The 22,695-nt window shown below is 57.8% G+C and carries 17 protein-coding genes and 2 pseudogenes; 17 read left to right on the plus strand and 2 right to left on the minus strand.

What is annotated here, in order from left to right; translation table 11 throughout:
• Window positions 1-11 precede the first annotated feature (11 nt).
• From BSK43_RS16210 to BSK43_RS16220, 3 genes are all read left to right on the plus strand, one after another.
• Window positions 12-707, plus strand: a complete 696-nt coding sequence (locus tag BSK43_RS16210; RefSeq protein ID WP_077472416.1) for a hypothetical protein — start codon at window positions 12-14, stop codon at window positions 705-707.
• Window positions 704-1,177, plus strand: coding sequence for a DUF4189 domain-containing protein (locus BSK43_RS16215; protein ID WP_077472415.1), 474 nt, complete (start codon window positions 704-706; stop codon window positions 1,175-1,177). The genes BSK43_RS16210 and BSK43_RS16215 overlap by 4 nt, the downstream gene beginning before the upstream one ends.
• 178 nt (window positions 1,178-1,355) lie before the next feature.
• A complete protein-coding gene (locus BSK43_RS16220) occupies window positions 1,356-1,880 on the plus strand; it encodes an invasion associated locus B family protein (protein WP_077472414.1) in 525 nt (174 codons plus the stop codon).
• Window positions 1,881-1,990: 110 nt separating this feature from the next.
• On the opposite strand, the pseudogene BSK43_RS35735 reads toward BSK43_RS16220, so the two are convergent.
• Window positions 1,991-2,298: pseudogene (locus tag BSK43_RS35735) on the minus strand (type II toxin-antitoxin system VapC family toxin); the annotation flags it as partial.
• Window positions 2,299-2,587: 289 nt separating this feature from the next.
• Between BSK43_RS35735 and BSK43_RS16230 the strand changes: the two are divergent.
• From BSK43_RS16230 to BSK43_RS16255, 6 genes are all read left to right on the plus strand, one after another.
• On the plus strand, window positions 2,588-3,787 hold the full coding sequence (locus tag BSK43_RS16230) for a DUF3422 domain-containing protein (protein WP_136687010.1): 1,200 nt from the start codon (window positions 2,588-2,590) through the stop codon (window positions 3,785-3,787).
• A 567-nt stretch (window positions 3,788-4,354) separates the two neighbouring features.
• Window positions 4,355-6,364, plus strand: coding sequence for a transketolase (tkt, locus tag BSK43_RS16235; RefSeq protein ID WP_348641757.1), 2,010 nt, complete (start codon window positions 4,355-4,357; stop codon window positions 6,362-6,364).
• A gap of 159 nt (window positions 6,365-6,523) precedes the next feature.
• Window positions 6,524-7,951: an FGGY-family carbohydrate kinase gene (locus BSK43_RS16240; protein WP_246662597.1), complete on the plus strand. Its 1,428-nt coding sequence runs from the start codon at window positions 6,524-6,526 to the stop codon at window positions 7,949-7,951.
• Between the two features lie 35 nt (window positions 7,952-7,986).
• A complete protein-coding gene (locus BSK43_RS16245; protein ID WP_077472412.1) occupies window positions 7,987-9,534 on the plus strand; it encodes a sugar ABC transporter ATP-binding protein in 1,548 nt (515 codons plus the stop codon).
• Window positions 9,535-9,558: 24 nt separating this feature from the next.
• A complete protein-coding gene (locus BSK43_RS16250) occupies window positions 9,559-10,554 on the plus strand; it encodes a hypothetical protein (RefSeq protein WP_077472411.1) in 996 nt (331 codons plus the stop codon).
• Between the two features lie 52 nt (window positions 10,555-10,606).
• A complete protein-coding gene (locus BSK43_RS16255) occupies window positions 10,607-11,551 on the plus strand; it encodes an ABC transporter substrate-binding protein (protein ID WP_136687011.1) in 945 nt (314 codons plus the stop codon).
• A 35-nt stretch (window positions 11,552-11,586) separates the two neighbouring features.
• On the opposite strand, the gene BSK43_RS16260 is transcribed toward BSK43_RS16255, so the two are convergent.
• The gene (locus BSK43_RS16260; RefSeq protein ID WP_077472410.1) at window positions 11,587-12,810 is read right to left on the minus strand and encodes an ROK family protein; all 1,224 of its coding nucleotides are present in this window, start codon (window positions 12,808-12,810) and stop codon (window positions 11,587-11,589) included.
• 401 nt (window positions 12,811-13,211) lie between these two features.
• Between BSK43_RS16260 and BSK43_RS16265 the strand changes: the two genes are divergently transcribed.
• The 8 genes and pseudogenes from BSK43_RS16265 (at window position 13,212) to BSK43_RS16300 (ending at window position 22,536) form a co-directional block, all read left to right on the plus strand.
• Window positions 13,212-14,240 (plus strand): substrate-binding domain-containing protein, encoded by a 1,029-nt coding sequence (locus BSK43_RS16265; RefSeq protein WP_077472409.1) that lies wholly within the window; start codon window positions 13,212-13,214, stop codon window positions 14,238-14,240.
• 1 nt (window position 14,241) lies between these two features.
• A complete protein-coding gene (locus BSK43_RS16270; protein ID WP_077472408.1) occupies window positions 14,242-15,264 on the plus strand; it encodes an ABC transporter permease in 1,023 nt (340 codons plus the stop codon).
• Complete coding sequence (locus BSK43_RS16275; RefSeq protein ID WP_077472407.1) at window positions 15,261-16,067, plus strand: ATP-binding cassette domain-containing protein; 807 nt, start codon at window positions 15,261-15,263, stop codon at window positions 16,065-16,067. Before BSK43_RS16270 ends, BSK43_RS16275 begins: the two co-directional genes overlap by 4 nt.
• Before the next feature lie 34 nt (window positions 16,068-16,101).
• Window positions 16,102-16,869, plus strand: a complete 768-nt coding sequence (locus BSK43_RS16280) for an SDR family oxidoreductase (RefSeq protein ID WP_077472406.1) — start codon at window positions 16,102-16,104, stop codon at window positions 16,867-16,869.
• A 426-nt stretch (window positions 16,870-17,295) separates the two neighbouring features.
• On the plus strand, window positions 17,296-17,511 hold the full coding sequence (locus tag BSK43_RS16285) for a CopG family transcriptional regulator (protein WP_077472405.1): 216 nt from the start codon (window positions 17,296-17,298) through the stop codon (window positions 17,509-17,511).
• A pseudogene (locus BSK43_RS16290) lies at window positions 17,505-17,869 on the plus strand (type II toxin-antitoxin system VapC family toxin). The gene BSK43_RS16285 and the pseudogene BSK43_RS16290 overlap by 7 nt, the downstream one beginning before the upstream one ends.
• Before the next feature lie 366 nt (window positions 17,870-18,235).
• Entirely contained in the window at window positions 18,236-19,393 is a 1,158-nt protein-coding gene (locus tag BSK43_RS16295; RefSeq protein ID WP_077472404.1) for an efflux RND transporter periplasmic adaptor subunit, read from the plus strand.
• The gene (locus BSK43_RS16300; RefSeq protein ID WP_077472403.1) at window positions 19,390-22,536 is read left to right on the plus strand and encodes an efflux RND transporter permease subunit; all 3,147 of its coding nucleotides are present in this window, start codon (window positions 19,390-19,392) and stop codon (window positions 22,534-22,536) included. The genes BSK43_RS16295 and BSK43_RS16300 overlap by 4 nt, the downstream gene beginning before the upstream one ends.
• Window positions 22,537-22,695: the final 159 nt, after the last annotated feature.

Here is a 22,695-nt window from a genome sequence, read left to right on the forward strand (position 1 = left end):
ACGGATTTTCAATGAACCAGCAATCGATCCACGAGCGCATCATGTCCCGAAACAAGACTGACGCCACAACTCAGAACTTGGCCGACGACGCGGCGAAGCCGCTACGGACATGGCGCAAGGCGACCTTTCTCTCGCTGCTAGCGATTGCCGTCGCCGGCGCTGCCGGCTATGCCGTTGCGAGATACGACGTGATCGGGAACCTTCTTTCGCAGCCAGCAGTCGCCGCGGCCAATGACGCCAATCAGGCGCTGCCAGATACGCCGTTTCTGGAGCACGCCAAAAAGGCGGGCTTGCAATCCTGCTCGACCGTTTTCCCCGTTCTCGGACAGTTGTTGACAAGCGGCACCCAATACAATGTCCAATCGATCTGGAACAACGAGGCGGCCGACAAGCATGCGGTGCAGGCGCTCGTCGGCATGAACTATGCAACGCAGGGCTACAGCGGCCCTGCCGCCGGCATCGTATTCGCAGCGCCCGTCGCCTCCGGTTGCGAAGGTTCTATGGTTCGCGTGGCACCGTTTACAGCCTCGTGCCCGGAGATTTCGGCCAAGTTCCCGAACGGAAGCAAGCTTGTCAACAATCTCGGGCAGGTCGGGGTCTATCAACTCGGCAACGACGGAGGGGACGCCATGCTTCTGCCGACCGGAAGCGGCTGCGTTGTCATTTCCGTGGCTTCGGCAGCAGGACAACAAGGGGGCTCAAAATGAGAGCGAGATCCGCCATTGCGGCGATCGGCATGCTGTTTGCCTTTACCGGCCATCTGGAGGCAGCCGATCTCTTTACGGCGGAGCAACCGCCAGCTCCTCCGCCTGAGGAACGCGGTATTTGGGCGGCCATCGCCTATTCCGCACCTGATGGAAAATACGGGTTCTTCTGGGGCGCCGACAAGCGGCAGGAAGCCATGGATATTGCGCTCAGGCATTGCGAGCGGGACAAGGGCAGTAGCTGCGCCGTGGTGACCGTGTTCCGCAATCATCGGCACTGGGACGACGATGATAACACAGGCTTTCCCTATGAGCACTGCGGTGCGCTTGCCATCGGCAAGGAACAAGGAAATCGGCTTACGCCCTGGAGCGCAAAATCGGCAGTGACACGCAAGGAGGCGGAAGATCTTGCTCTTAAGACATGCGAGCGCTCAGGGTCGCAATGCAAGGTTCGCGAGTGGGTATGCACGTGATTTGTGAGACCAACTGGTAGGCAGCCAGTCAAAGCCAGTCGTCCGGTGGACATGGGGATGTCGATACTTCGTCCTTCGATCCAACTGCGCCAATTGAGGACGTGTCGGCCTTGCAACAGAAAGAGGTATCGCATTGTTGTTTTTGACATCTTTCCGACCTCATAGGAAAGGCCACGGCATGTGTCATTCGGGTTTTGCCCTTCTTTGCTCGATCGTCATGTTTATGCTCGCTCCAGCAGCCTTTGCTCAATCGGCCCTGCCAAACGGAGCATCGACCGTCCAGGAGATCTACCAGGACTGGCGACTGACATGTAACATGCGCGACAAGGTGTCTACATGCGCGATTTCTCAGGATCAGACCCAGCAAAATGGTCAGAGACTGCTTGCCGTTGAGATCCAGATGCGCGCCGATGGCAGTGCAATCGCAACGCTCCTTCTCCCTTTCGGCATAGTCCTCGACCCGGGCGTTACGCCGAATGTCGATGACCAGCCGGCTTTAAAGCCGGTGCGTTTCCGCACCTGTTTGCCGACCGGATGCATTGCGCTGCTTCCCGTCGATTCCGCAACACTTGCAAAGCTGCGAGCGGGCTCGCGTTTAAATCTCAAAGTTATCGGCGATCCGGACAAGGCATTGAGTTTTCAGGTGTCGCTGCATGGCCTCTCGGCAGCTCTCGATCGTGTTGGCGTTCTGAGCCCGAGATAGAAACGCATGGCGATTGCAAAACGCCAATACAACCTTCACTCACAACAAGCTGCGGTCCTACACATAGCGAATTATCAACTGGCTGGTTCGCTGGTTCGTTTCCCCAGCATTCAGTGGGATTCATCGACCGGGATGTACAATGATGCACCCGCCTTTTCGGCCGCTATCCTCAGTCGCTTGTCTCTGGTCCACAAGGAGGCTCTTGGGTCAGGAGTACCGACGCCAGCAAATGGGCATCCGTATAGCCAATGCTCATGCTTAAAATTCCATAACGGTCGATCATGATTATGACTTCGTCGTGCGTGGCGACAGCAGCTCCGCGCTGAGCTGCCAGGAAAGCCATTACACTGCTTCGATCCCGAAGGCTGCCAAGAGCCAGTTCGCCGATCACGCTTGGATGGCAAAGTAGTCGGTCGTCGCCCTTCTCCTAAAGAGGCGTCGGGTTCATATCTGACATCGGCAGCTGATCGGCTTCGGCCCCCAGCACCGCTTCCGCGATCTGGAGCAGATGTGGCGGACGTTCGATTCCTATCACGACAATATGTCTTGAGCTTTGGACAAAAGGAAGTCGGCGCTACGATGTCAGCGGATTCACATTCGCAAAGGCGGTATCGAGACACTCTGTCGCATTGAGATCACTGATTGCGGATTGCTCAATCTATCGGCATAGCGCTATAGGATCGTCGTCTGCTTGGGGGCTGGAAGCGGTGGAACTCGATTTCAATTCGGAACTTCATGCTCGGCCATCGATCTATTTCTCTGGCCCTGCTCTCGTTGAGCATATAGCGCTTTCGGGCTCGATGTCCCCCACCTGCGATCCGAGTCACCGCATAGAACCAGTGAAGACGGGGTCTGACGGCGTTCGAACACAAGTCGAGTTTCATACCGAATTTGTCACCGTAACGCGGGTTACACCTCTTGAGGCCGATCGATCGGTATGGCCAACAGGCTCTCTACTGATTGACGAGGCGACGCAGATCGCTGGTTTATTGGATTGGGTATTCATTTGCCGATTGGAAATTCTTGTTGCTGAAAAGGCTCCGAGCGAACTTGGACCTCTTCTTTCCGCGTTTCATTTTGGCGACACGGCAGCATCTATGATTGGCGGGGGAGCAGCGCTCGTTTGTTCAGATTTCCGCGTAGGAGAGAACAATACCAGTCGCGCAATACTCTTCAACAACGATCTGAACGCCTATCGGCTCGGCCGCATGGTCCGCAGAGTATATGAAATCGAGACCTATCGCGTTATGGCGCTTCTGGGCCTTCCCGAAGCGCGACGACTTACTCCACTTCTCGGTGGGTACGATCGAACGCTTGTTGAGTTGACTAATCGGCATGTGTCGACCTCTCCGGATGAACATAAGCGACTGCTCGATGAGATTTCTCAGCTTTCCGCAGAAGTCATCTCGGCGGCGGCACAGACCCGAAATCGGTTCGGCGCAACTGCCGCATATGCCAAAATCGTGGAGGAACGCATTGCTGAGCTACGCGAAACCCATGTTCCAGGTTTTCAGCGTTTTGGCGTCTTCGTCGCGCGGCGATTCAAGCCCGCGATGAGAAGTTGTGAAGCTACCGCACTACGCCTTGAGCAGCTTTCACATGCCGCCATGCATTTGATCGATTTGCTCCAAACCCGTATCCAGGTGGAAATCGAGGTCCAGAACGCCGCTCAGATTCAGGCGATGGCTGAACGAGCCGAGACCCAGGTCAAAATACAGCGAGCAGTCGAAGGTTTGTCGATTATCGCGATTAGCTACTATCTTCTCGGTTTGATAAAGGTGGCCATCGAAACTGCGGATCATGCCGGGGTCCATATCGATCCGGTTTACATGTTGATCTCCATTCCTGTGGTGATCGGAGCAGTCGTCCTTGCGATCCTAAGGGTGAGGCACGCACTCAGATCGTAACATTCTCATAGAACATATCAGGGAGGATTGGACGACCGAGTGACCATTTTGATAGCCAGTAAGAGCATGCCGCATCGCCCTGCACACGCGGGAGACAGCCTCAGCGCAAGTCGTGATTGCCGAGTTCTCCCGTGAATTAATGCATTTCTTTGCTCTCTGCCGACTGGATCGTCAGAAAACAAGCCACTTATGTCGAGAGGGTACTATTGTGATCCCGTCCGATCAGCCTCCTTCGGCGGGTTGCCGTGGATAAGTGGGATGAATGCGTGTGCAGGTAAACAAGATCGGGCGAGCAGCAGTCAGGCGCCGCTTGATACTATGCTTATATCGATAGCGGTGTTGCTTTATTAGCAGGATAAGCGCGCCGGCTGAGTTATCCATAAGTTATGCACTTTTAATAGATGAATGGTTGATTGCGCTCTCGCTTGCGCATGTTATGGATAAAAATATCCAAATCTATGTTGACTTTGGGACAATATAGATTTTAAGTCCGGCGCGGAGGAGGTTGCGTGCTGGCGCGCGGCGTGGTCCTCCCGGGAATTGATGGGATCTGACATGCCTCGAAATATCGCTTCGTCCGCCAATACTCGCGCAATGGCCAATGCCATCAGAGCGCTGTCCATGGATGCGGTCCAAAAGGCCAATTCCGGCCATCCCGGCATGCCGATGGGAATGGCCGAGATTGCCGTTGCTCTCTGGAGCGGTCACCTCCGCCATAACCCCAGGAACCCGAACTGGTTCGATCGCGATCGCTTCGTGCTGAGCAATGGTCATGGATCGATGCTGATCTACAGCCTTCTCCACCTGACGGGTTACGATCTGTCGATTGACGATCTGAAGGATTTTCGCTCGCTGCACAGCAAGACGCCTGGCCATCCCGAGCGTGGCTATACACCGGGCGTCGAAACGACAACCGGGCCTTTGGGGCAGGGGATTGCCAATGCCGTTGGCATGGCGATCGCCGAAAAAATCCTGGCATCGGAATTCAATCGGCCGGGTTACGATATCGTCGATCACCATACCTACGCCTTTGTCGGCGACGGCTGCCTGATGGAAGGCATCTCGCACGAGGCATGCTCGCTTGCTGGAACGCTTGGTCTGGGAAAGCTGATCGTCTTCTACGATGACAACGGCATTTCGATCGACGGCCATGTCGAAGGTTGGTTTTCCGACGATACGCCGAAGCGCTTCGAAGCCTACGGCTGGAACGTCATTGCCAATATCAACGGCCATGACGTCGCCGCTGTTGACGCAGCCATTGCTGCGGCGAAGGCCCAATCGGACCGGCCGACGATCATCTGCTGCAAGACGGTCATCGGCAAGGGTGCGCCGACGAAGGCGGGCAGCCATGACAGCCATGGCAATCCGCTTGGCGCGGAGGAAATCGAACGGACGCGCAAGGCGATCGGTTGGCCTCATGCTCCATTCGAAGTGCCGCAAAATGTCTATGACGCCTGGAGCGCCGTCGAAAGCGGTGCAGTTCAGGAGGCCGATTGGGAGCGCAGGCTCGAAGCCTACAAGGTCGCCTATCCGAAAGAGGCCGCCGATTTCATCCGCCGCATGAACGGTGAGCTTCCGGATAATTTTGGAGAGCTTGCAAAAGCGGTGGCTGCCGCGGCCGCATCGCAGCCTGAAACCATCGCGACCCGCAAGGCGAGCCTCAATACCATCCAGGCGCTGGTTACCGATCTTCCGGAACTTGTCGGCGGGTCCGCCGACCTTGCGAGTTCGAACCTGACGATGTGGAAAGGTTCAAAACCGGTGACGCGGGATGACGGCGGCAACTATGTCTATTATGGCGTCCGTGAGTTCGGGATGGCCGCCATCATGAACGGCATGCTGGCGCATGGCGGCGTTCGGCCCTTCGGTGGCACCTACGTCATGTTCTCTGAATATGCCCGCAACGCCATGCGGATGGCCGCACTCATGAAGCTGGGCTCGATCTATGTTCTGACCCATGATTCCATCGCCCTTGGTCAGGACGGCCCGACGCATCAGCCGGTGGAGCAGATAGCCACGCTTCGCCTGATGCCGAACTTGGACGTCTGGCGTCCGTGCGATGCCGTGGAAACCGCCGTGGCATGGCAGGCAGCCCTTGAGCATGGCAAGACGCCGACGGTTCTGGCACTCTCCCGGCAGAACCTGAAGCCGCAATCGCGCACGCCGGAGCAGATCGCGGAGATAAGCTTAGGCGGCTATGTACTTGTTCGAGAAAAAGCCAAGCTGGACGCGATCATCATCGCAACCGGCTCCGAGGTGGACCTGGCGGTGAGCGCGCAGGCACGGCTGGAAGAGCAGGGTATTCACACCCGCGTCGTCTCGCTGCCGTCGACCTATCTGTTCGACCGGCAGACCAAGTCCTATCGCGAAGACGTCTTGCCGGCAGGTGTGCCGCGCGTTTCCGTCGAAGCCGGCGTGACGGATTACTGGCGCAAGTATGTCGGGCTCGACGGCGTATGCGTCGGCATCGACACCTTTGGCGAATCGGCTGCTCCGGAAGTCCTGTTCGAGCATTTCAAGATCAACGTCGACAGCGTTGTCGATGCCGTGCGTCAGGTGGTTGTTCGGCATGGCTGAGACATTCATCATCGGCCTCGACTATGGCTCTGAATCCGCGCGCGTGTTCTGATCAACACGGCCAGCGGCCAGCAGATAGCCAGCCATACGCATGCCTATCGTCATGGCATCATGACGCAGGCTTTGCCGGGGGGGAGCCCGCTTCCTCGGGGCTGGGCTTTGCAGAACGCCGCCGACTATATCGAAGCGGCGACCGAGATCTTGTCGCAGTTGGGCGACGGCCGGGAGATCGAAGGCATCGGCCTTGGCTTCACCGCCAGTTCTCCGATGCCGACAACGGCGAATGGCACCCCGCTTTCGCAGCTGTTTGCCGAAGATCCGCATGCCTATGTCAAGCTCTGGAAACACGGAGCGGCGCAAAAATACGCTGACGACATCAACGCGCACGGCGGAAGCTACCTGAAGAATTTCGGCGGCAAGGTCTCGGGCGAGTGGTTGCTGGCGAAGGCCGTCCAGATAGCCAAGGAAGCACCGGGGACCTGGGATGCCACGGATCGCTTCATTGAGTCTGGCGATTGGCTGGTCTGGCAGCTCAGCGGCGTCGAGAGCAGAAGTCTGGGCTTTGCAGCCTACAAGGCCCAATACTCCGAAGCTGACGGATATCCGAAGGACGTTCTTGACGGGCTTGAGGATCGGCTGAGCCTTCCCCATCCTGTTGGAACATGTGCCGGCTATCTCACCGACGATTGGCGTCTGAGGACCGGGATCAAGGGCAAGGCCGCCATCGCCGTCTCGGTCATCGACTCCCATGTCGTTCTACCGGCGGTTGGTGCGGTCGACGACGGATGCCTGGTCGGCGCACTCGGAACATCGGCCGCCTATCTCTTGCTCAGCGAAGGCTTCCATCCACTGCCAAGCGGCATCGAGGGCGTGGCGTATAACGGGTCGATGCGTGATCTGTGGTGCTACGAGTCCGGCCAGGCAAGCTTTGGCGACATGCTGGCCTGGTTCGTCAAGAATTTTCCGCGAGCAGCCACGATTGACGAGAGCTTCCGTCTTTACAACACCGAGGCCGCAGCGCTGCTGCCTGGGGAAAACCGCCTTGTGGCGCTCGACTGGTGGAACGGCAACCGCGTTCCCCTGGCCGATTCACGGCTGAGCGGAATTATCATGGGCCTTTCCATGGATACGACGGCGGTCGGCATCTATCGGGCTCTGATGGAGTCGCTTTGCTTCGGCGCCCGCTCGATCGTAGATCTTTTCGAAGCCGGAAAAATCGCAGTCAACCGCATGCTGATGACGAGCGGCCTGGCGCAGAACAATCCGCTGCTGGTCCAGATCATGTCCGATGTGATGAACAGGCCGATCGATGTTCCGGAAATCGCCAATCCAACGGCGGTCGGCGCGGCGATCCACGGCGCCGTCGCCGGTGGCGTGGTGTCTTCCTATGAGGAGGGCGCCATCCGGTTCGGAGCGAAGAGCTACGCTCATTTCGTTCCGGATGAAAACAACGTTGCGATCTATGAAACGCTCTACCAGCTCTACCGCGAAATGAGCCAGTCAGTCCGAGCGCGCGCCTCGATGCATATCCTCAGCGAGATGCCGGCGGCCGAGCACCATTCCATCGCGACTTCCCAGGTTCAATGAGGGCCGTGGAGCTATGTCGGATCGGAGGAAGCACAATGGCCAATGAAGCAAAAGCCGGCGACGGACCGGTTCTCGAAATGCGTAAGATCTCGAAGACCTTCGGCGCGATGAAGGCGTTGAATGATGTTTCGCTGACGGTCAGGGCCGGTGAAGTGCATGCGTTGATGGGCGAGAACGGCGCGGGAAAGTCCACGCTCATGAAGATCCTGTCCGGCGCCTATGTGCCCGATCAGGGTGGAAGCGTGATGGTCGCCGGTCAAGCGGTTGCGCCGGGCAATCCGCATGCGTCCAAGGCCGCCGGGATTGCCGTCATATATCAGGAGCTTTCCCTCGCTCCAAACCTGACGATTGCGCAAAACATCTATCTGGGTGCGGAGCGATCGCGCCTGGGGTTTGTTCGAGGCGGCGAGCAGAAGGCGAAATGCGTTTCGGTGCTCGGGCAGCTCGGCCTGGACTTTTCTCCCGATACCGTCGTTGCCAACCTGTCGATCGGCGAGCGTCAGATGGTCGAGATTGCAAGGGCGCTGTCCTTCAATCCGCGGATCCTTGTGATGGACGAACCGACAACGTCGCTGACCAGCCGCGAGACCGACCGGCTGTTCAAGGTCATTCGCGATCTGAAGAGCCAGGGGATCGCCATCATCTACATCAGCCACCGGATGGAAGAGATCTACGCGCTCGCTGACAGGGTGACAGTCTTGCGTGACTCCAGGCAGGTGGGAACACTCGAACGGGCGGATCTGTCGCCTGAAACCCTGGTGTCGATGATGGTCGGGCGCGACGTCTCGACCTTCTATAAGAAGTCACATGCGGCCGATAAGTCGGACGCGCGGGTGGTCCTGTCGGTCAGGAGCCTGTCGGATGGGCGCAAGGTCCATGATTGTTCCCTCGACGTCCGTGCCGGCGAAGTGGTCGGCTTGTCCGGTCTCGTTGGATCCGGCCGCACCGAGCTTGCAAGGCTGATCTTCGGCGCGGATACCGCAACGAGCGGCGTGATCACCGTCGACGGCGATACCAAAAAGATCGAAAGCCCCAGCGACGGAATTGCCGCCGGGATCGCCTATCTGACGGAAGACCGAAAGGGTCTCGGCCTCTTCCTCGACATGACGATCCGCGAGAATGTCAACGTTTCAGTCATCGCGCGCGACGCGGATCGTCTTGGATTTCTGAATTTTCGGATCGCAGCGCAGCGGTCGAGCAAAGCCTTCTCCGAATTCGGCATCAGAGCCCCCAATGACCAGGTTGCGGTCGGCTCCCTCTCCGGCGGAAATCAGCAGAAGGTTCTGCTTGCCCGCCTGATCGAAGCCAACCCGAAGGTGATCATTCTCGACGAACCGACGCGAGGCGTGGATATCGGCGCCAAGTCGGAAATTTACCGCCTGATCGACGCGCTCGCGAAGCGGGATGTCGCAATTCTCATGATTTCCAGCGAACTTCCGGAAATCATCGGCGTCTGCGACCGAGTCCTCGTGATGAACCAGGGTCGCATCAGCGGCGAGGTTCTGCCTGCGTCGGACGGCACCATCAGCCAACAGGAAATCATGGCGTTTTCAACCGGGACCGCACCAGCGGTGCCCGCGTGAGGATCTGCTATGGAGGATAAGAAAATGACGGATCCCGCAACGAGCCAGCCGGCACACGCGCCATCCAAAAAGAACCTCAACGTCCGCTCGGCGCTCCAGGCCCTGGGCATGTTGCCGATCCTGATCATTCTGGCCGTGGGCTTTCATCTGCTCACCGGGCGCTTTCTGTCGGTCAACAACCTGTCGATCGTCATGCAGCAGGCTTCGATCAATACGGTGCTTGCGGCCGGTATGACCTTCGTCATTTTGACAGGTGGGATCGACCTGTCCGTCGGCTCGATCCTTGCCATGTCTGCGATGTTCGCACTGATCGTCAGCCTGATCCCGGACATGGGCATGCTTGGGATATTGGCAGCTCTCGCCGCGGGTCTGGCGTGCGGGCTGTTCAACGGCATACTGATCTCCGCCGTCAAGTTGCCCCCCTTCATCGTGACATTGGGGACATTGACGGCGTTCCGGGGCGTGGCGCGTCTGGTTGGCGGCGACACGACCGTCTTTAACGCCGATCTCCCCTTCGCCTTCATCGGCAATAGCGGCATTTTCGGCATCCCATGGCTGGTTGTCATTGCCTTTATCGTGATCCTAATTTCCTGGGTGATCCTGACACGCACGGTGCTTGGCACATGGATCTACGCCGTCGGGGGAAACCCGGAGGCGGCGCGCCTGACGGGCATCAAGCTCTGGAAAGTCCTGCTTTTCGTCTATGGGGCATCCGGCCTGCTCGCAGGCCTGGGCGGCGCCATGTCCGCTGCCCGTCTTTACGCTGCGAACGGACTGCAGCTTGGCCAGGCCTATGAGCTCGATGCCATCGCCGCGGTTATTCTCGGCGGCACGAGCTTCGTCGGCGGCGTCGGATCGGTCTGGGGCACGCTCGTCGGATCGCTGATCATCGCCGTCCTGTCCAACGGCCTCATCCTCGTCGGGGTATCCGACATCTGGCAGTACATCATCAAGGGCTTGGTCATCATCGGTGCGGTCGCACTCGACCGGTATCGCGCCAAGGGAGGCGTCCGCACCTGAAGGGTTTGGGGCGGATCTATTCGGGCAATCGCCCATTCAAGAGGAGTGAACAATGAACCTGAAATCCACATTGCGCTTGTCGGTCGGCGTCTTCGCGCTGCTGGCAACCACAGCATTCGCTGAGGATGCCAAGCCGCTGAAGAGCATCGGCATCTCTGTCGGCAGCCTCGGAAATCCGTTCTACGTCGCGGCTGTCGAGGGCATCAAGGCAGCGGCGAAAAAGGCAAACCCCGACGTCAAGATCACCGCGGTTTCCGCTGATTACGACCTCAACAAGCAGCTCTCGCAGATCGACAGCTTCATTGGCGCCGGCGTCGATATCATGATGATCGTCCCGGTCGATCCAAAAGCGAGTGTGCCGGCAATCCAGAAGGCAAAGGACGCCGGCATCATCGTCGGCGCATTTGATACGACCGCAAGCAACGCCGACGTCAGCGTCGCCACGAACAATGTCAAAGCCGGCGAAGAAGCCTGCGGATATCTGGCCGACAAGCTTGGCGGCAAGGGCAATATCGTCATTCTCAATGGCGTTCAGGTTTCCGCGGTCGTCGATCGTCTTACGGGATGCAAGAGCGTTCTCGCTAAGCATCCGGACATGAAGATCGTCGCTGATCAGAACACCACCGGCAGCCGCGATGGCGGATTGCAGGTGATGCAGAGCATCCTGACGGCGCAGGATCATATCGATGGTGTGTTCGGAACCAACGATCCGGCATCGATCGGGGGCGACCTGGCGGCCAAGCAGTTGAACCGCAAGGAGTTCATCATCGCTTCCGTCGACGGCGCTCCGGATACTGAAAAACTGATCAAGAGCGGCGACACGCAGATCAAGGCGACTGCATCGCAGGATCCTTACACGATGGCCGGGCAGTCCTTTGGACTGGCCCTGGATATATTCGAGGGCAAGAAGCCTGCGGAAACCAAGGTTCTGCTGGATCCAAAGCTGATTACGGCTGACAACATCGCCGATTACAAGGGCTGGACGGCAGCTCGATAGCTCCGCGCCAAAAACGCCAAAAGCGGCCCGCCTGGCTATGCCACGCGGGCTGTTTCCGTCTTCTGGACGAAGCGCTCGATGAGCGCATCGACCTTGGTCTTGCTGAAGACATCTTCGAGCAAGAGGTGCGCTGCGCCGAAGAGGGCGCTGTCTGGATGCGGGTCGGCAAGCACAATCTGAAGGTCTCGAGTCGCAAGCGGCAAGCAGCGCTGATAGACGAGTTCCCGAACACCGGACAAGAGAAACTCGCCTGTCCTTGCAAGCGTGCCTCCGACAACGATTAGGCTTGGGTTCAGGAGGCTCACGACATCGGAAGCGACCTCTCCGATTGTCTGGCCCGCGCGCCGGACAAGCATGATCGCTTCAGGCTTGTTCTTCTCTACAAGTGTCACGACATCCCGCGCGTTCTCGGCCGAAATCCCGCGCTCGGACAGATCCCTGGCAATTGCCCAGCCGCCGGCGCGCGCCTCGACGCATCCAAGCTTTCCGCAGCGACATAGTGGCGGGTCGTCCGAGGAAAACTGAATATGCCCGATGTCGCCTGCGGCACCCTGCGCTCCCCGGAAAATCCGCCCGCCGGTGACGATGCCGCTGCCGATACCTGTGCCCGCCTTGATGAAGAACATGTCGTCCACATGCCGGAAATTGTGGCGGTGTTCGTAGATCGTCATGAGGTTCACGTCGTTTTCCACGTAGATCGGCGCATCATAGAACTGGCCCATATGGGACTTGATGTCGAACTCGTCCCAACCAGGCAGGACAGATGGCCCGACCACGCACCCACGCTTGTAGTCGACCGGGGTCGGCAGGCTGAGGCTGACGCCGAACAGCAATCTCTTGGCGGCCGATCCGTTGGTCAAAAGTTCGGTGAAAGCGGCCTTGATCTGATCGAGCGTCTTGCTCGGACTATCCGGTGACGACAGCGGGATTGTCTTCTGCGCGATGATCGCCGGCTGAATATCCATCACGGCAAGATGGATGTGTGTCTCGCCAATATTGGCGACGAGTATGGTGCCGGCATATTCGGAGACTGCCAGCACTCTGGTCGGGCGACCACCGCTTTTCAGTGTTTCCTCGGTTTCCCGGATCAGGCCGCAAGCCAACAGGGCATTGACCCTTTGGGTGACTGTCACACGAGACAGGCCGGACGCCTCAAGCAGGGCTCCGCGTGAGGTGGCTGCTCCGCTGGCAATCAGCGAAAGAATGTCCGCGGAATTTGCGAGCGTCGTCACGTCGATTGGAGCGTCTTGCTTTCTCATGAATCGCTATCTCCCATCCTCTCGCCATAGAGAATCGCCACTCAAGTTTAAAGCATAATCGGTGGTTTGAGGATATCTTTTGTATAAAACTATCTATATCTTCCAGTTTGTGCTCCAATGTTCCGCGCAAAGATCCCAGCCTCAGAAAGGCCGACCGCGGGTGATTGGGCGCTCTGCCGATACCCTATTTCAATCGAATCCGATCTCCGTTGTCGATTTCCACATTATGTAAAATATTATCTCTATCTATGTTGCCTTTTATATATATCCATATATAAGATCCATCAAGCGTGGAGGCGGGTGCTCGTAATGGCGCCTGAAACGCTTGAGGAGACTCATCGGACTGGTACCGATGTGTGGAGGCTGGGCGATAGGCGCCCATTTTAAAAGGGAGGGGAGTCATGAAATTTTCTATGTCATTTGCGGCCACGGGGCTGTTGGACACCCGGAGCAAATTGCGTCATTCGATCAGCGTGCTCGCTTCGCTTGGCCTGATGGTATCGATGGGCGGCGGAGTTGCCCACGCGGCTGACAGCAAATTCCTGATAGGCATCGTGGAACTGCAGCTTGCAAACCCGTTCTTTGGCAAGCTGCAGAAGGCGGGGGTCGAGCAGGCCAAGAAGCACGGGCTCGACGTCATGACCGCCGAGGCGACCGTAGCGGGCGACTCTGCGACGCAGATTGCCGCGGTCGAAAACATGATCAATCGCGGTGCGAAGGGCATCGTTCTCGATCCTGCCAATGCATTCGCGCTCGTTCCGATCGTCAAGAAGGCGCGCGCCGCCGGTATCGTTGTTGTCACGACAAACACCTCGTTGGACCCGGCAACCGCGGCTGATGCCTCTTTCGAGACCGACAACCTTGCCGCCGGCACGCTGATTGGCCAATGGGCAAAGGCAACGCTCGGCGCAACACCCGCGCGTGTTGCGATGTTGGACTATGACCTTTCCGACAAGACTGCGAAAGCGCGCCACGATGGCTTCCTGAAAGGCTATGGCCTTTCCGACAGTTCGCCCGAGATCGCCGGCACAGCCCTGACGATGGGCAATGTCGAGACGGGTCAGGCATCCATGGAGAACCTGTTGTCTGCGCATCCGGACATCAATGTCCTCTATACGATCAATGAGCCGGCGGCCCAGGGCGCCTTCCTTGCGATCAAGAAGACGAAGCAGAAGATTGTCGTGACATCCATCGATGGCAGCTGCTCGGGCGTGCACAGCGTGGCCGATGGCACAATCGGCGCAACCGTGATGCAGTTCCCCTCAAGGATGGGTGAGATGGCGGTCGACGCCGTTGTGAAAGCCGTCAATGGCGGCGAGAAGCCAAGTGGTTTCACCAACACCGGCACGATCCTGATCACGGATCAGCCGGTTCCGGGCATTGACTCAAAGGACTCCAAATGGGGTCTCGAGAACTGCTGGGGGGAATGAAATGACGTCTAACCGTCCCTTGAACGGTGAGATCGCGGTGGACAGCGAGGCTGTCCACCGTAAAGGCCGGATCGCCACGCTCTTCGGCGAGCTGATGGCGCAGCCGATGTCCGGCCCGCTCCTCGCCCTGATCGTGATCACGCTGATCTTCTCGTTGACGACATCGACCTTTTTCACGGTCGGAAATCTCTCTCTGTTGTTTCAGCAGTCCGTCGTCGTTGGAACGCTCGCGCTTGGCCAGACGCTGATTGTACTGGTCGCCGGCATCGATCTCGCCTGCGGTGCAATCCTCGTGCTCGGCACCGTGATGATTGGAAGCTTCGCGTCGCATGGCGATATGCCGGCTATGCTGCTTGGCTTTATTGTCTGCCTGGTCGCCGCATCGATCAACGGCGTCGTGATCACCCGGTTTCGCTTGCCGCCCTTTATCGTCACCCTCGGCACCTTGGCTGTGCTCGCGGCCTTCGCGCGCCTCTATACCAAGTCGCAGAGCTATCCGATTTCGTCTGATTTTCTGACGATCCTGGGAACTGGCCCGACAAGCGGGCTTGTGACCTTCACCTATGGCAGCATGCTCTGGATCGCTCTCACGCTGTTCCTCAGCTATCTATTGACCCAAACGCCCTGGGGCGTTCGTGTCTATGCGATCGGCAATTCGCCAAGTGCGGCAAGATTGAATGGTATCCACGTCGGTCGCGTCACGTTCAGCGTCTATGCGCTGGCCGGCCTGTTCTACTTCCTGGCGGCCTGGCAGGCGCTTGGCCGCACGCCCATCGCCGATCCCAGTGGTTACCAGACCGCCAATCTGGATACGATTACGGCGGTGGTGATTGGCGGCACGAGCCTGTTCGGAGGTCGCGGCGGCGTGGCCGGGACCTTTGTGGGCGCCCTCATCGTTACGGTCCTGAAAAACGGACTGACGCAAGTCGGCATCGACTCTCTGTATCAGCAAATCGCGACAGGCATCCTCGTGGTGGTGGCCGTTGGAGCCGATCAATATTTCAGCAGGAGGAAGCAGTCATGAGTTCGGCTCCTTCAACACCGCATCTGGTGCTCCAGGCAACGGGTTTGAACAAGCGTTACGGACATGTCGTGGCCTTGGACGGTGCCGACTTCGAGCTTGCACAGGGCGAAATATTGGCCGTCGTTGGCGACAATGGTGCCGGCAAGTCGAGCCTCATCAAGGCGTTGACCGGTGCGGTTAGCCCCGATAGCGGCGAGGTCTTCATCGACGGTCACACCGTGCGGTTTCGCAGTCCTCTCGATGCGAGGCTCGCCGGCATCGAGACCGTCTACCAGGAGCTTGCCGTCGCGACCGAACTGGACATCGCGCAGAACCTCTTTCTGGGGCGCGAACAGCGAAAGCAGGGAATACTCGGCAATCTGTTCGGGCAGCTCGACAAGGCCGGCATGCGCAGACAGGCGGCCGAGCATATGAAGAACCTCGGCATACGCGTGCAGTCGATACGGCAAAAGGTCGAGACGCTCTCCGGCGGCCAGCGGCAGGCTGTCGCTGTTGCGCGTGCTGCGGCCTGGGGCAAAAAAGTCATCATTCTGGACGAGCCCACCGCCGCCCTCGGCGTCAGGGAGACGAAGCAGGTGCTGGACCTGATCCTGAAGGTCCGCGACCAGGGACTGTCGGTCGTGCTGATCAGTCATAGCATGCCGAACGTCTTCGAGATCGCCGACCGCATCCATATTCACCGCCTTGGCCGCCGCGCCACGATCGTGACGCCGAAAACGACCTCGATGAGCGATGTCGTCGCGGTCATGACGGGCGCGCTCAAGCCCGATGACGTGAAGTCCGCCGTTTTCACCACACATTAAAATCCAAGCCTGTGACGCAGTAGGGAGAGAATGCATGTCGATACTGGATCGGTTCTCGATGAAGGGGAAGGTTTCGATTGTGACCGGCGGCAATCGCGGCATCGGAAGAGCGATCGCGCAGGGGCTCGCAGAAGCAGGATCTGCGGTAGCGATAGCCGCCCGCGACGAGGCGCAGAGTGCGATTGCAATCGAAGAGCTGCGCAAGCTCGGCGTCGAGGCAATCAGCGTCAAGGCTGATGTGGCGAACCGCGACGATCTGGAGGCGATGGTCGAGACCGTCAGCCGCACGCTTGGGCCGATCGACGTCCTCGTCAACAATGCCGGGATCGGCTTCCACGCTAATGCGCTGACGCTGCCCGATGACGAATGGGAACGCTTGTTTGCGATCAATCTTGGCGGTGTCTGGAAGGCAAGCCAGATCGTCGGGCGCCACATGGTGGCGAACGGCCGTGGTTCGATCGTAAACATCGGATCGATCTCGGGCCTTATCGTCAACCGGCCGCAATGGCACTCTCCCTATGGGATCGCCAAGGCAGCGGTGCACCACCTTACGAGATCGCTCGCCGCGGAGTGGGCGCAATCCGGAATCCGCGTCAACGGCATTGCCCCGGGCTACGTCAAGACGGAGATCGCCAGCGACGAATATGAAAACTATCGACACTACTGGCGCGACGAAGTTCCCATGCAACGTTATGCGACGGCCGATGAGATCGCGCCGATTGCCTTGCTGCTGGCAAGTGACGCATCATCCTTTGTCACCGGATCTATCTTCGTCGTCGATGGGGGTTATACGCTTTGGTGAAAGCCTTCTGCTTAAGCGGCCGAGAAATAATCCAATACATCCATGCCTCTAATCTTTTGCGCCGGTACGAGCGGTTAGGGGGCGACGGGCGGTAATCCGTCAGCACCCAAGTCGCGGCGGCAAAAAATTGGTGCCGCCATAGACGACACGCGGAGACTTGCAGGGGCGGCTATCTGGCTCCTATTTGCGCGGTTTTGATGGACGTAAGTTTCATAGGAATGCGGTTTGGCCATCAACGGTCACGTCGGACCGATGGTTCTGACCCTTTCAAGATCAAGCCATTTGTTCATCGGGGGAAAGCTGGTGGTTTAATGAAGTGGGGGATGCGAAGTTCAGATTCCCATTGAGATAGAGAACCGCCATGGGCGTGGAAAACGAGCACAGTGTTTGATACATAATGCCGATATCCGATATCGGAGATTTTCCATGAGAACCTTGGTGGACATCGGTGACGCAGAGGTCAAGGCGCTGGATCGGTTGGCGCAACGAGAAAAAGTCTCGAGAGCAGCGCTGATCCGCAAGGCAATTGATGATTTTCTAGCTCGCAACAGCAGCGCTAGCGAAGTAGAGGCGTTTGGGCTCCGGGGTGGGCGAAAGGTCGATGGTTTGGCGTATCAGGAGGATATTCGTAACGAATGGTAAAAGTCCTTTTCGATACAAACATCTTGATCGACCATTCAATGCCGTACCGCAGGAGCGACAAGAGCTGACGGGGTATCAGGAAGAGGCGATTAGCAATATCACCTGGATGGAGGTTCTCGTCGGCGCCAAGCCCGCGGTGGCAATCGGAACACGCTCTTTTCCGGCAGGATTTACGGTCATTACTGTCGATGATCACATAGCCGAATCTGCAGTATCTCTGCGGCAGCTACATCGTATCAAACTTCCCGACGCGATCCTCTGGGCAACAGCCAATGTTCACTCGATGTTATTGGTTACTCGAAACACGAAGGATTTTCCGAAGGAAATGCCCGACATTCGGGTATCCTACGAAATCTGAGCGCCCCGTTAGTTCTATGGCAGGGCGTTATCCGATCCATAGCGCGGCTGCTGGTTCCAATCCCTTCACAAGCGCCAACGGTCGCCTTGCAGGTGAAAAGGCGTCAGCCTCAAGCGCCTCGTTCGACGAAAAATGCGCGTAAAACTCATCCTGCGTCATTAGCTATACCGACACGATCAATTCCACGTTTACGGAAAAGCGAGTTTGCCACTTTCAGAGCCATCGACTCAATACGCCCATTGGCTTGAAGACTGTGTTGCCACTGATATCTGAAACGACACTCAGCTTTACTGAAATATTTTCACCAAAGCATTGAACTAACGTCACGCCACTGCGTTCCTGCGCGGCATCACTTGGAGTCATCTCATGACGTTAGGATCAACGCGGCGCCAATTTAAGCAACGGTTACCGGTTCTGGTGACATTTTCGTTCCTGTCGATTGTCGGTCATGGTGTTGCGGCCACAGATCAGGAAACAGCAGCAATACCCGTCACAGCTGTCAAAGCAACGAGCGCGACGATCCATCGCGTTATCAACGGAATTGGCACTGTAGCGCCACTGCAATCGGTCACTGCCCGCCCGCGTATCGATGGTCAAGTCATAGAGATACCCTTCACCGAAGGGCAGATCATCGAGAAGGGCAGCGTCCTGTTGAGGCTCGACGATCGTGAACTCCTGTCAAATCTAGCGTCTGCCAGGGCGAAGAAGGCACAGGACGAAGCGCAACTGCAAAGCGCCAAGGCGGATGCCGAACGATATGCCACACTCGCGGAGAAAGGCGTCGCTTCGACATCAGTGCTGGAACAGAAGAACGCTTCCAGCCAACAATATGCCGCAGCCGTCCAATATGACGATGCGATGATCCAGAATGCGGAAACACAACTCGGCTTTGCGACCGTTGTGGCCCCATTCACTGGCCAGACCGGCTTTAAGCAAGTCGATGTCGGCAGTGTCGTTAGCGCGAACTCGACGAACGGTATCGTAACCATCACCCAGATGGACCCGATAGGTGTTTCCTTCGTCGCTCCGGGTGACAGGTTTGGCGAAATCCGCGACGCCTTGCAAAGCGGGATCGCCGAGGTGGAGCTATCAACGACTGACGGAACACGCAATTTGACTGCGGGCAGGTTGACCATCATGGATAATGCCGTCGATGCATCCAATGGCTCCATCCATCTGCGGGCCACCTTTGATAATAAGAACGGCATTCTCTGGCCTGGCTTGCCAGTGGCAACGCGACTGACCGTTGAGATCCGCAAGGGTGTCGTGGTGCCGGACAAGGCGCTCGCCCGTGGGCGTGACGGTCTTTATGCCTACGTCGTCCAGGCTGATGGAAAAGTAGCCAAGAGAAGTGTCAAAACAGCCTTCGTGACCGATGCGATGGCACTAGTGAGCGATGGCATTAATGATGGCGACGAGGTCGTCATGGACGGACAATCGCGGATCGGCGACGGGATGAAAGTCTCGGTCACACCCTGGAGCGGCGCCCCGACGGGTGAGCTTTCCGGAGAGGTTTCCCAATGAAGACTGCTCCCGAACATGATCGCGAGCAGTCGGACAAATCAAGTTTCTTTGACTTTTTTATCGATCATCCTGTCGCAACAGGTCTGATCATGCTCGGCATCTTCCTTGTCGGTGCGATCTGCTATCCATTCATGCCGGTATCGGCACTGCCGCAAATCGACTTTCCGACAGTCCAGATCGCTGCGAGCTTGCCCGGCGCATCCCCGGATACCATGGCATCAAGCGTCGCTCAGCCGATTGAGGAGGCCCTGTCGCGGGTCAGCGGCGTCACAGAGATGACCTCTACCAGCTCGCTGGGAACGGCATCAATAACTGTCCAGTTTGATTTGGATGAGGATATCCAGACCGCGGCGAGCGATGTGCAAACCGCGATCAGCGAAGCATCCGGCCAGTTGCCGAAGGACATGCCGTCTTTGCCAACCGTGAGGAAAGTCAATCCGGCCGATACTCCTGTCATGCAGCTATCGGCAACCTCGGATAGCCTGACCCTGCCGCAGCTCGATGAATATATCGAGCGCAACGTGGCGACCAAGATCGGTCAGGTTTCCGGTGTGGCCTACGTCAATATCGGCGGAAAGCAAAAGCCCGCAATCCGCGTAGCAGTCGATCCCGGGCGGTTGGCCCAGGCCGACGTCACGCTCGAAGACGTACGATCGGCAATCGGCAATCTCAGCTTGAGCGCGCCCAAAGGCAATATCGACGATCCGACGCGAACCTTTCCGATCTATACCAATGACCAGATCACAACCAGTGCCGAGTGGAACGACGCCGTCATCGCCTATCGCAATGGTGGACCGGTTCGCATTCGCGACATCGGTCAGGCGGTCGACGGTGCGGAAGATGCTAAAATGGCGCACTGGACGAATGGAGAGCGCGGTATCGCGCTCGATGTCTTCCGCCAGCCAGGCGCCAATGTCATCGCGGTTGTCGATGCCGTGAAGTCGCAGCTGCCAGCATTGCAGGCGTCCTTGCCGCGGTCGATCAAGCTCGAACTCGTAACTGATCGCACGACGACAATCAGAGCTTCTGTCGATGATGTGCAGTTCACTCTGGTGCTGACCATCGGCCTTGTGGTTTTGGTGATCTTCCTGTTTCTGCGCAGCATTCGCGCGACCATCATCCCGGTGCTCACGCTGCCGATTGCCTTGGTCGGTTCACTTGCTCCCATGTGGGTGCTCGGCTTCAGCCTCGACAATTTGTCGCTCATGGCTCTCGTCGTTGCGGTCGGATTTGTCGTCGACGATGCGATTGTCATGCTGGAAAACATCACCCGTCATATCGAAGAAGGAATGCGGCCCAGCGAAGCGGCGAGAAAAGGCGCCGGCGAGATCGGCTTTACCATCATCTCCATCAGCCTTTCCCTGATTGCAGTTCTGATCCCAATCCTCCTGATGGGCGGTATCGTCGGGCGGCTCTTTCGCGAGTTCGCCGTCACCTTGACGATCGCGATTGCGATCTCGGCGTTCGTGTCGCTGACACTGACGCCGATGTTGGCCTCACATTTCATACGCGCCACGCCCGCACAAGACCGCGGCCGCTTCTATCGAGCCGGGGAAGCGTTTTTCGAGTGGCTTCTATCTCTCTATGGTCGCAGTCTCATCCCCGTCATTCGCCATCGCTATCTAACGCTTTTGGTTTTCCTGGGTACCATCGCACTGACCGGTTATTTATTTACGATCACACCAAAGGGGTTCTTTCCGGAACAGGACACCGGCTTTATTGCGGGATTGTCCCAGGCGTCGCCAGATATCTCCTTCACCGAAATGGCAAAGCTGCAGGAGCGCGTCAGCGCCATCATCCTTCGGGATCCTGCGGTCTATAGTGTCTTCATGGATATCGGCGGCGGCAATGGTGGCAACGCCCTCAATCAGGGGCATGTCAATATCACGCTGAAACCGCTCTCGCAGCGTAATGTCAGCGCTCAGCAGGTCATCCAGCGGCTCAGCGACGCCTTGAACACACAACAGGGTATCAAGCTGTTCATGCAGTCGGCCCAGGATATCAACATCGGAGCGCGGCCGGCTAAAACGCAGTATCAATATACGCTCCAGGATGGCGATATCGCCGAACTTGCCAGCTGGTCCTCGAAAATCACAAACCGGCTACAGGCTCTACCCGAACTGCGCGATGTCGGCAGCGATCAGCAAGCCGAGGCGCCCAGCCTCTCCATCCGGATCGACCGTGCCGCTGCCACACTATATGGGGTCTTGCCCGCTGCGATCGATGAAACGCTTTATGACGCATTCGGCCAGCGCCAGGTCGCTTCCTATTCGACACAGGCTGATACATTCCATGTCATTCTGGAGGTACTGCCAAACCTGCAGCGTGATATCGCAACGCTTGACCGCCTCTCGGTGAGGGCAAGCAATGGAACACTGGTACCGCTTTCCGTCGTCGCCAAGTGGTCAACCAATGGCGTCTCGCCTGTTTCGATCTCGCATCAAGGTCAATCGCCGGCGGTCACCATCTCCTTCAATCTTGCGACGTCCATTGCGCTTGGTCAGGCAACGGGCGCGATCGAGAATGCCGTGGCCGCCTTGCATCCTCCCGCTTCGCTGCAGGCCAGCTTCTCGGGCAGCGCCAAGGCCTTTCAGGATTCGCTGGCGACGGTGCCACTGCTGATCCTTGCATCGCTTGTTGTGGTCTACATTATCCTCGGCGTCCTCTACGAAAGCCTCATTCACCCGTTGACAATCCTGTCAACACTGCCGTCCGCAGCACTTGGTGCACTTCTGGCGCTACAATTTGCGGGCCTTGATTTCGGGCTTGTCGCGATGATCGGTGTCATCCTGCTCATCGGCATCGTCAAGAAGAACGGGATCATGCTCGTCGACTTCGCGGTTCAGGCGGAGAAAGAGGAGGGGTTGAGCAGCGAAGCTGCGATCATCAGGGCAGCGCACATGCGTTTTCGTCCAATCTTGATGACCACGATGGCCGCCCTTCTGGGAGGGTTGCCGCTGGCGATCGGTCACGGCTCGGGCTCAGAGCTGCGCCAGCCGCTGGGCTACGCCATCGTTGGCGGCCTTTTGGTGAGCCAGTTGCTGACCTTATATACGACGCCGGTCATTTATCTTCTTCTCGACAAGTTGCGTCGACCAGGTACAGGCTCGCTGAAACCGCATACAGTTGCGGGCATTTCATAATATTTGCCGAAGCAATATCGCCGAGCCGACCATCATAAGCACCGTCGTACGGGATCGAAAAGCACTCTATCTGGTCGGCAGGACAAGGGGGTGCTGGCAAGGTCGCGGTCACACCGCTGCTGCTAAGGAGTGATATGTTAGTTGGGTAAAGAACTCCAA

The organism is Rhizobium sp. P44RR-XXIV (genome assembly GCF_001999485.2).
Taxonomy (GTDB): domain Bacteria; phylum Pseudomonadota; class Alphaproteobacteria; order Rhizobiales; family Rhizobiaceae; genus Rhizobium.

Coding starts and splice junctions, on each gene's coding strand:
- BSK43_RS16220 (WP_077472414.1), top strand. CDS start 1,356: ATGTGTCATTCGGGTTTTGCCCTTCTTTGCTCGATCGTCATGTTTATG.
- BSK43_RS16300 (WP_077472403.1), top strand. CDS start 19,390: ATGAAGACTGCTCCCGAACATGATCGCGAGCAGTCGGACAAATCAAGT.
- BSK43_RS16295 (WP_077472404.1), top strand. CDS start 18,236: ATGACGTTAGGATCAACGCGGCGCCAATTTAAGCAACGGTTACCGGTT.
- BSK43_RS16250 (WP_077472411.1), top strand. CDS start 9,559: ATGACGGATCCCGCAACGAGCCAGCCGGCACACGCGCCATCCAAAAAG.
- BSK43_RS16215 (WP_077472415.1), top strand. CDS start 704: ATGAGAGCGAGATCCGCCATTGCGGCGATCGGCATGCTGTTTGCCTTT.
- BSK43_RS16270 (WP_077472408.1), top strand. CDS start 14,242: ATGACGTCTAACCGTCCCTTGAACGGTGAGATCGCGGTGGACAGCGAG.
- BSK43_RS16260 (WP_077472410.1), bottom strand. CDS start 12,810: ATGAGAAAGCAAGACGCTCCAATCGACGTGACGACGCTCGCAAATTCC.
- BSK43_RS16255 (WP_136687011.1), top strand. CDS start 10,607: ATGAACCTGAAATCCACATTGCGCTTGTCGGTCGGCGTCTTCGCGCTG.
- BSK43_RS16275 (WP_077472407.1), top strand. CDS start 15,261: ATGAGTTCGGCTCCTTCAACACCGCATCTGGTGCTCCAGGCAACGGGT.
- BSK43_RS16285 (WP_077472405.1), top strand. CDS start 17,296: ATGAGAACCTTGGTGGACATCGGTGACGCAGAGGTCAAGGCGCTGGAT.
- BSK43_RS16265 (WP_077472409.1), top strand. CDS start 13,212: ATGAAATTTTCTATGTCATTTGCGGCCACGGGGCTGTTGGACACCCGG.
- BSK43_RS16210 (WP_077472416.1), top strand. CDS start 12: ATGAACCAGCAATCGATCCACGAGCGCATCATGTCCCGAAACAAGACT.
- BSK43_RS16280 (WP_077472406.1), top strand. CDS start 16,102: ATGTCGATACTGGATCGGTTCTCGATGAAGGGGAAGGTTTCGATTGTG.
- BSK43_RS16245 (WP_077472412.1), top strand. CDS start 7,987: ATGGCCAATGAAGCAAAAGCCGGCGACGGACCGGTTCTCGAAATGCGT.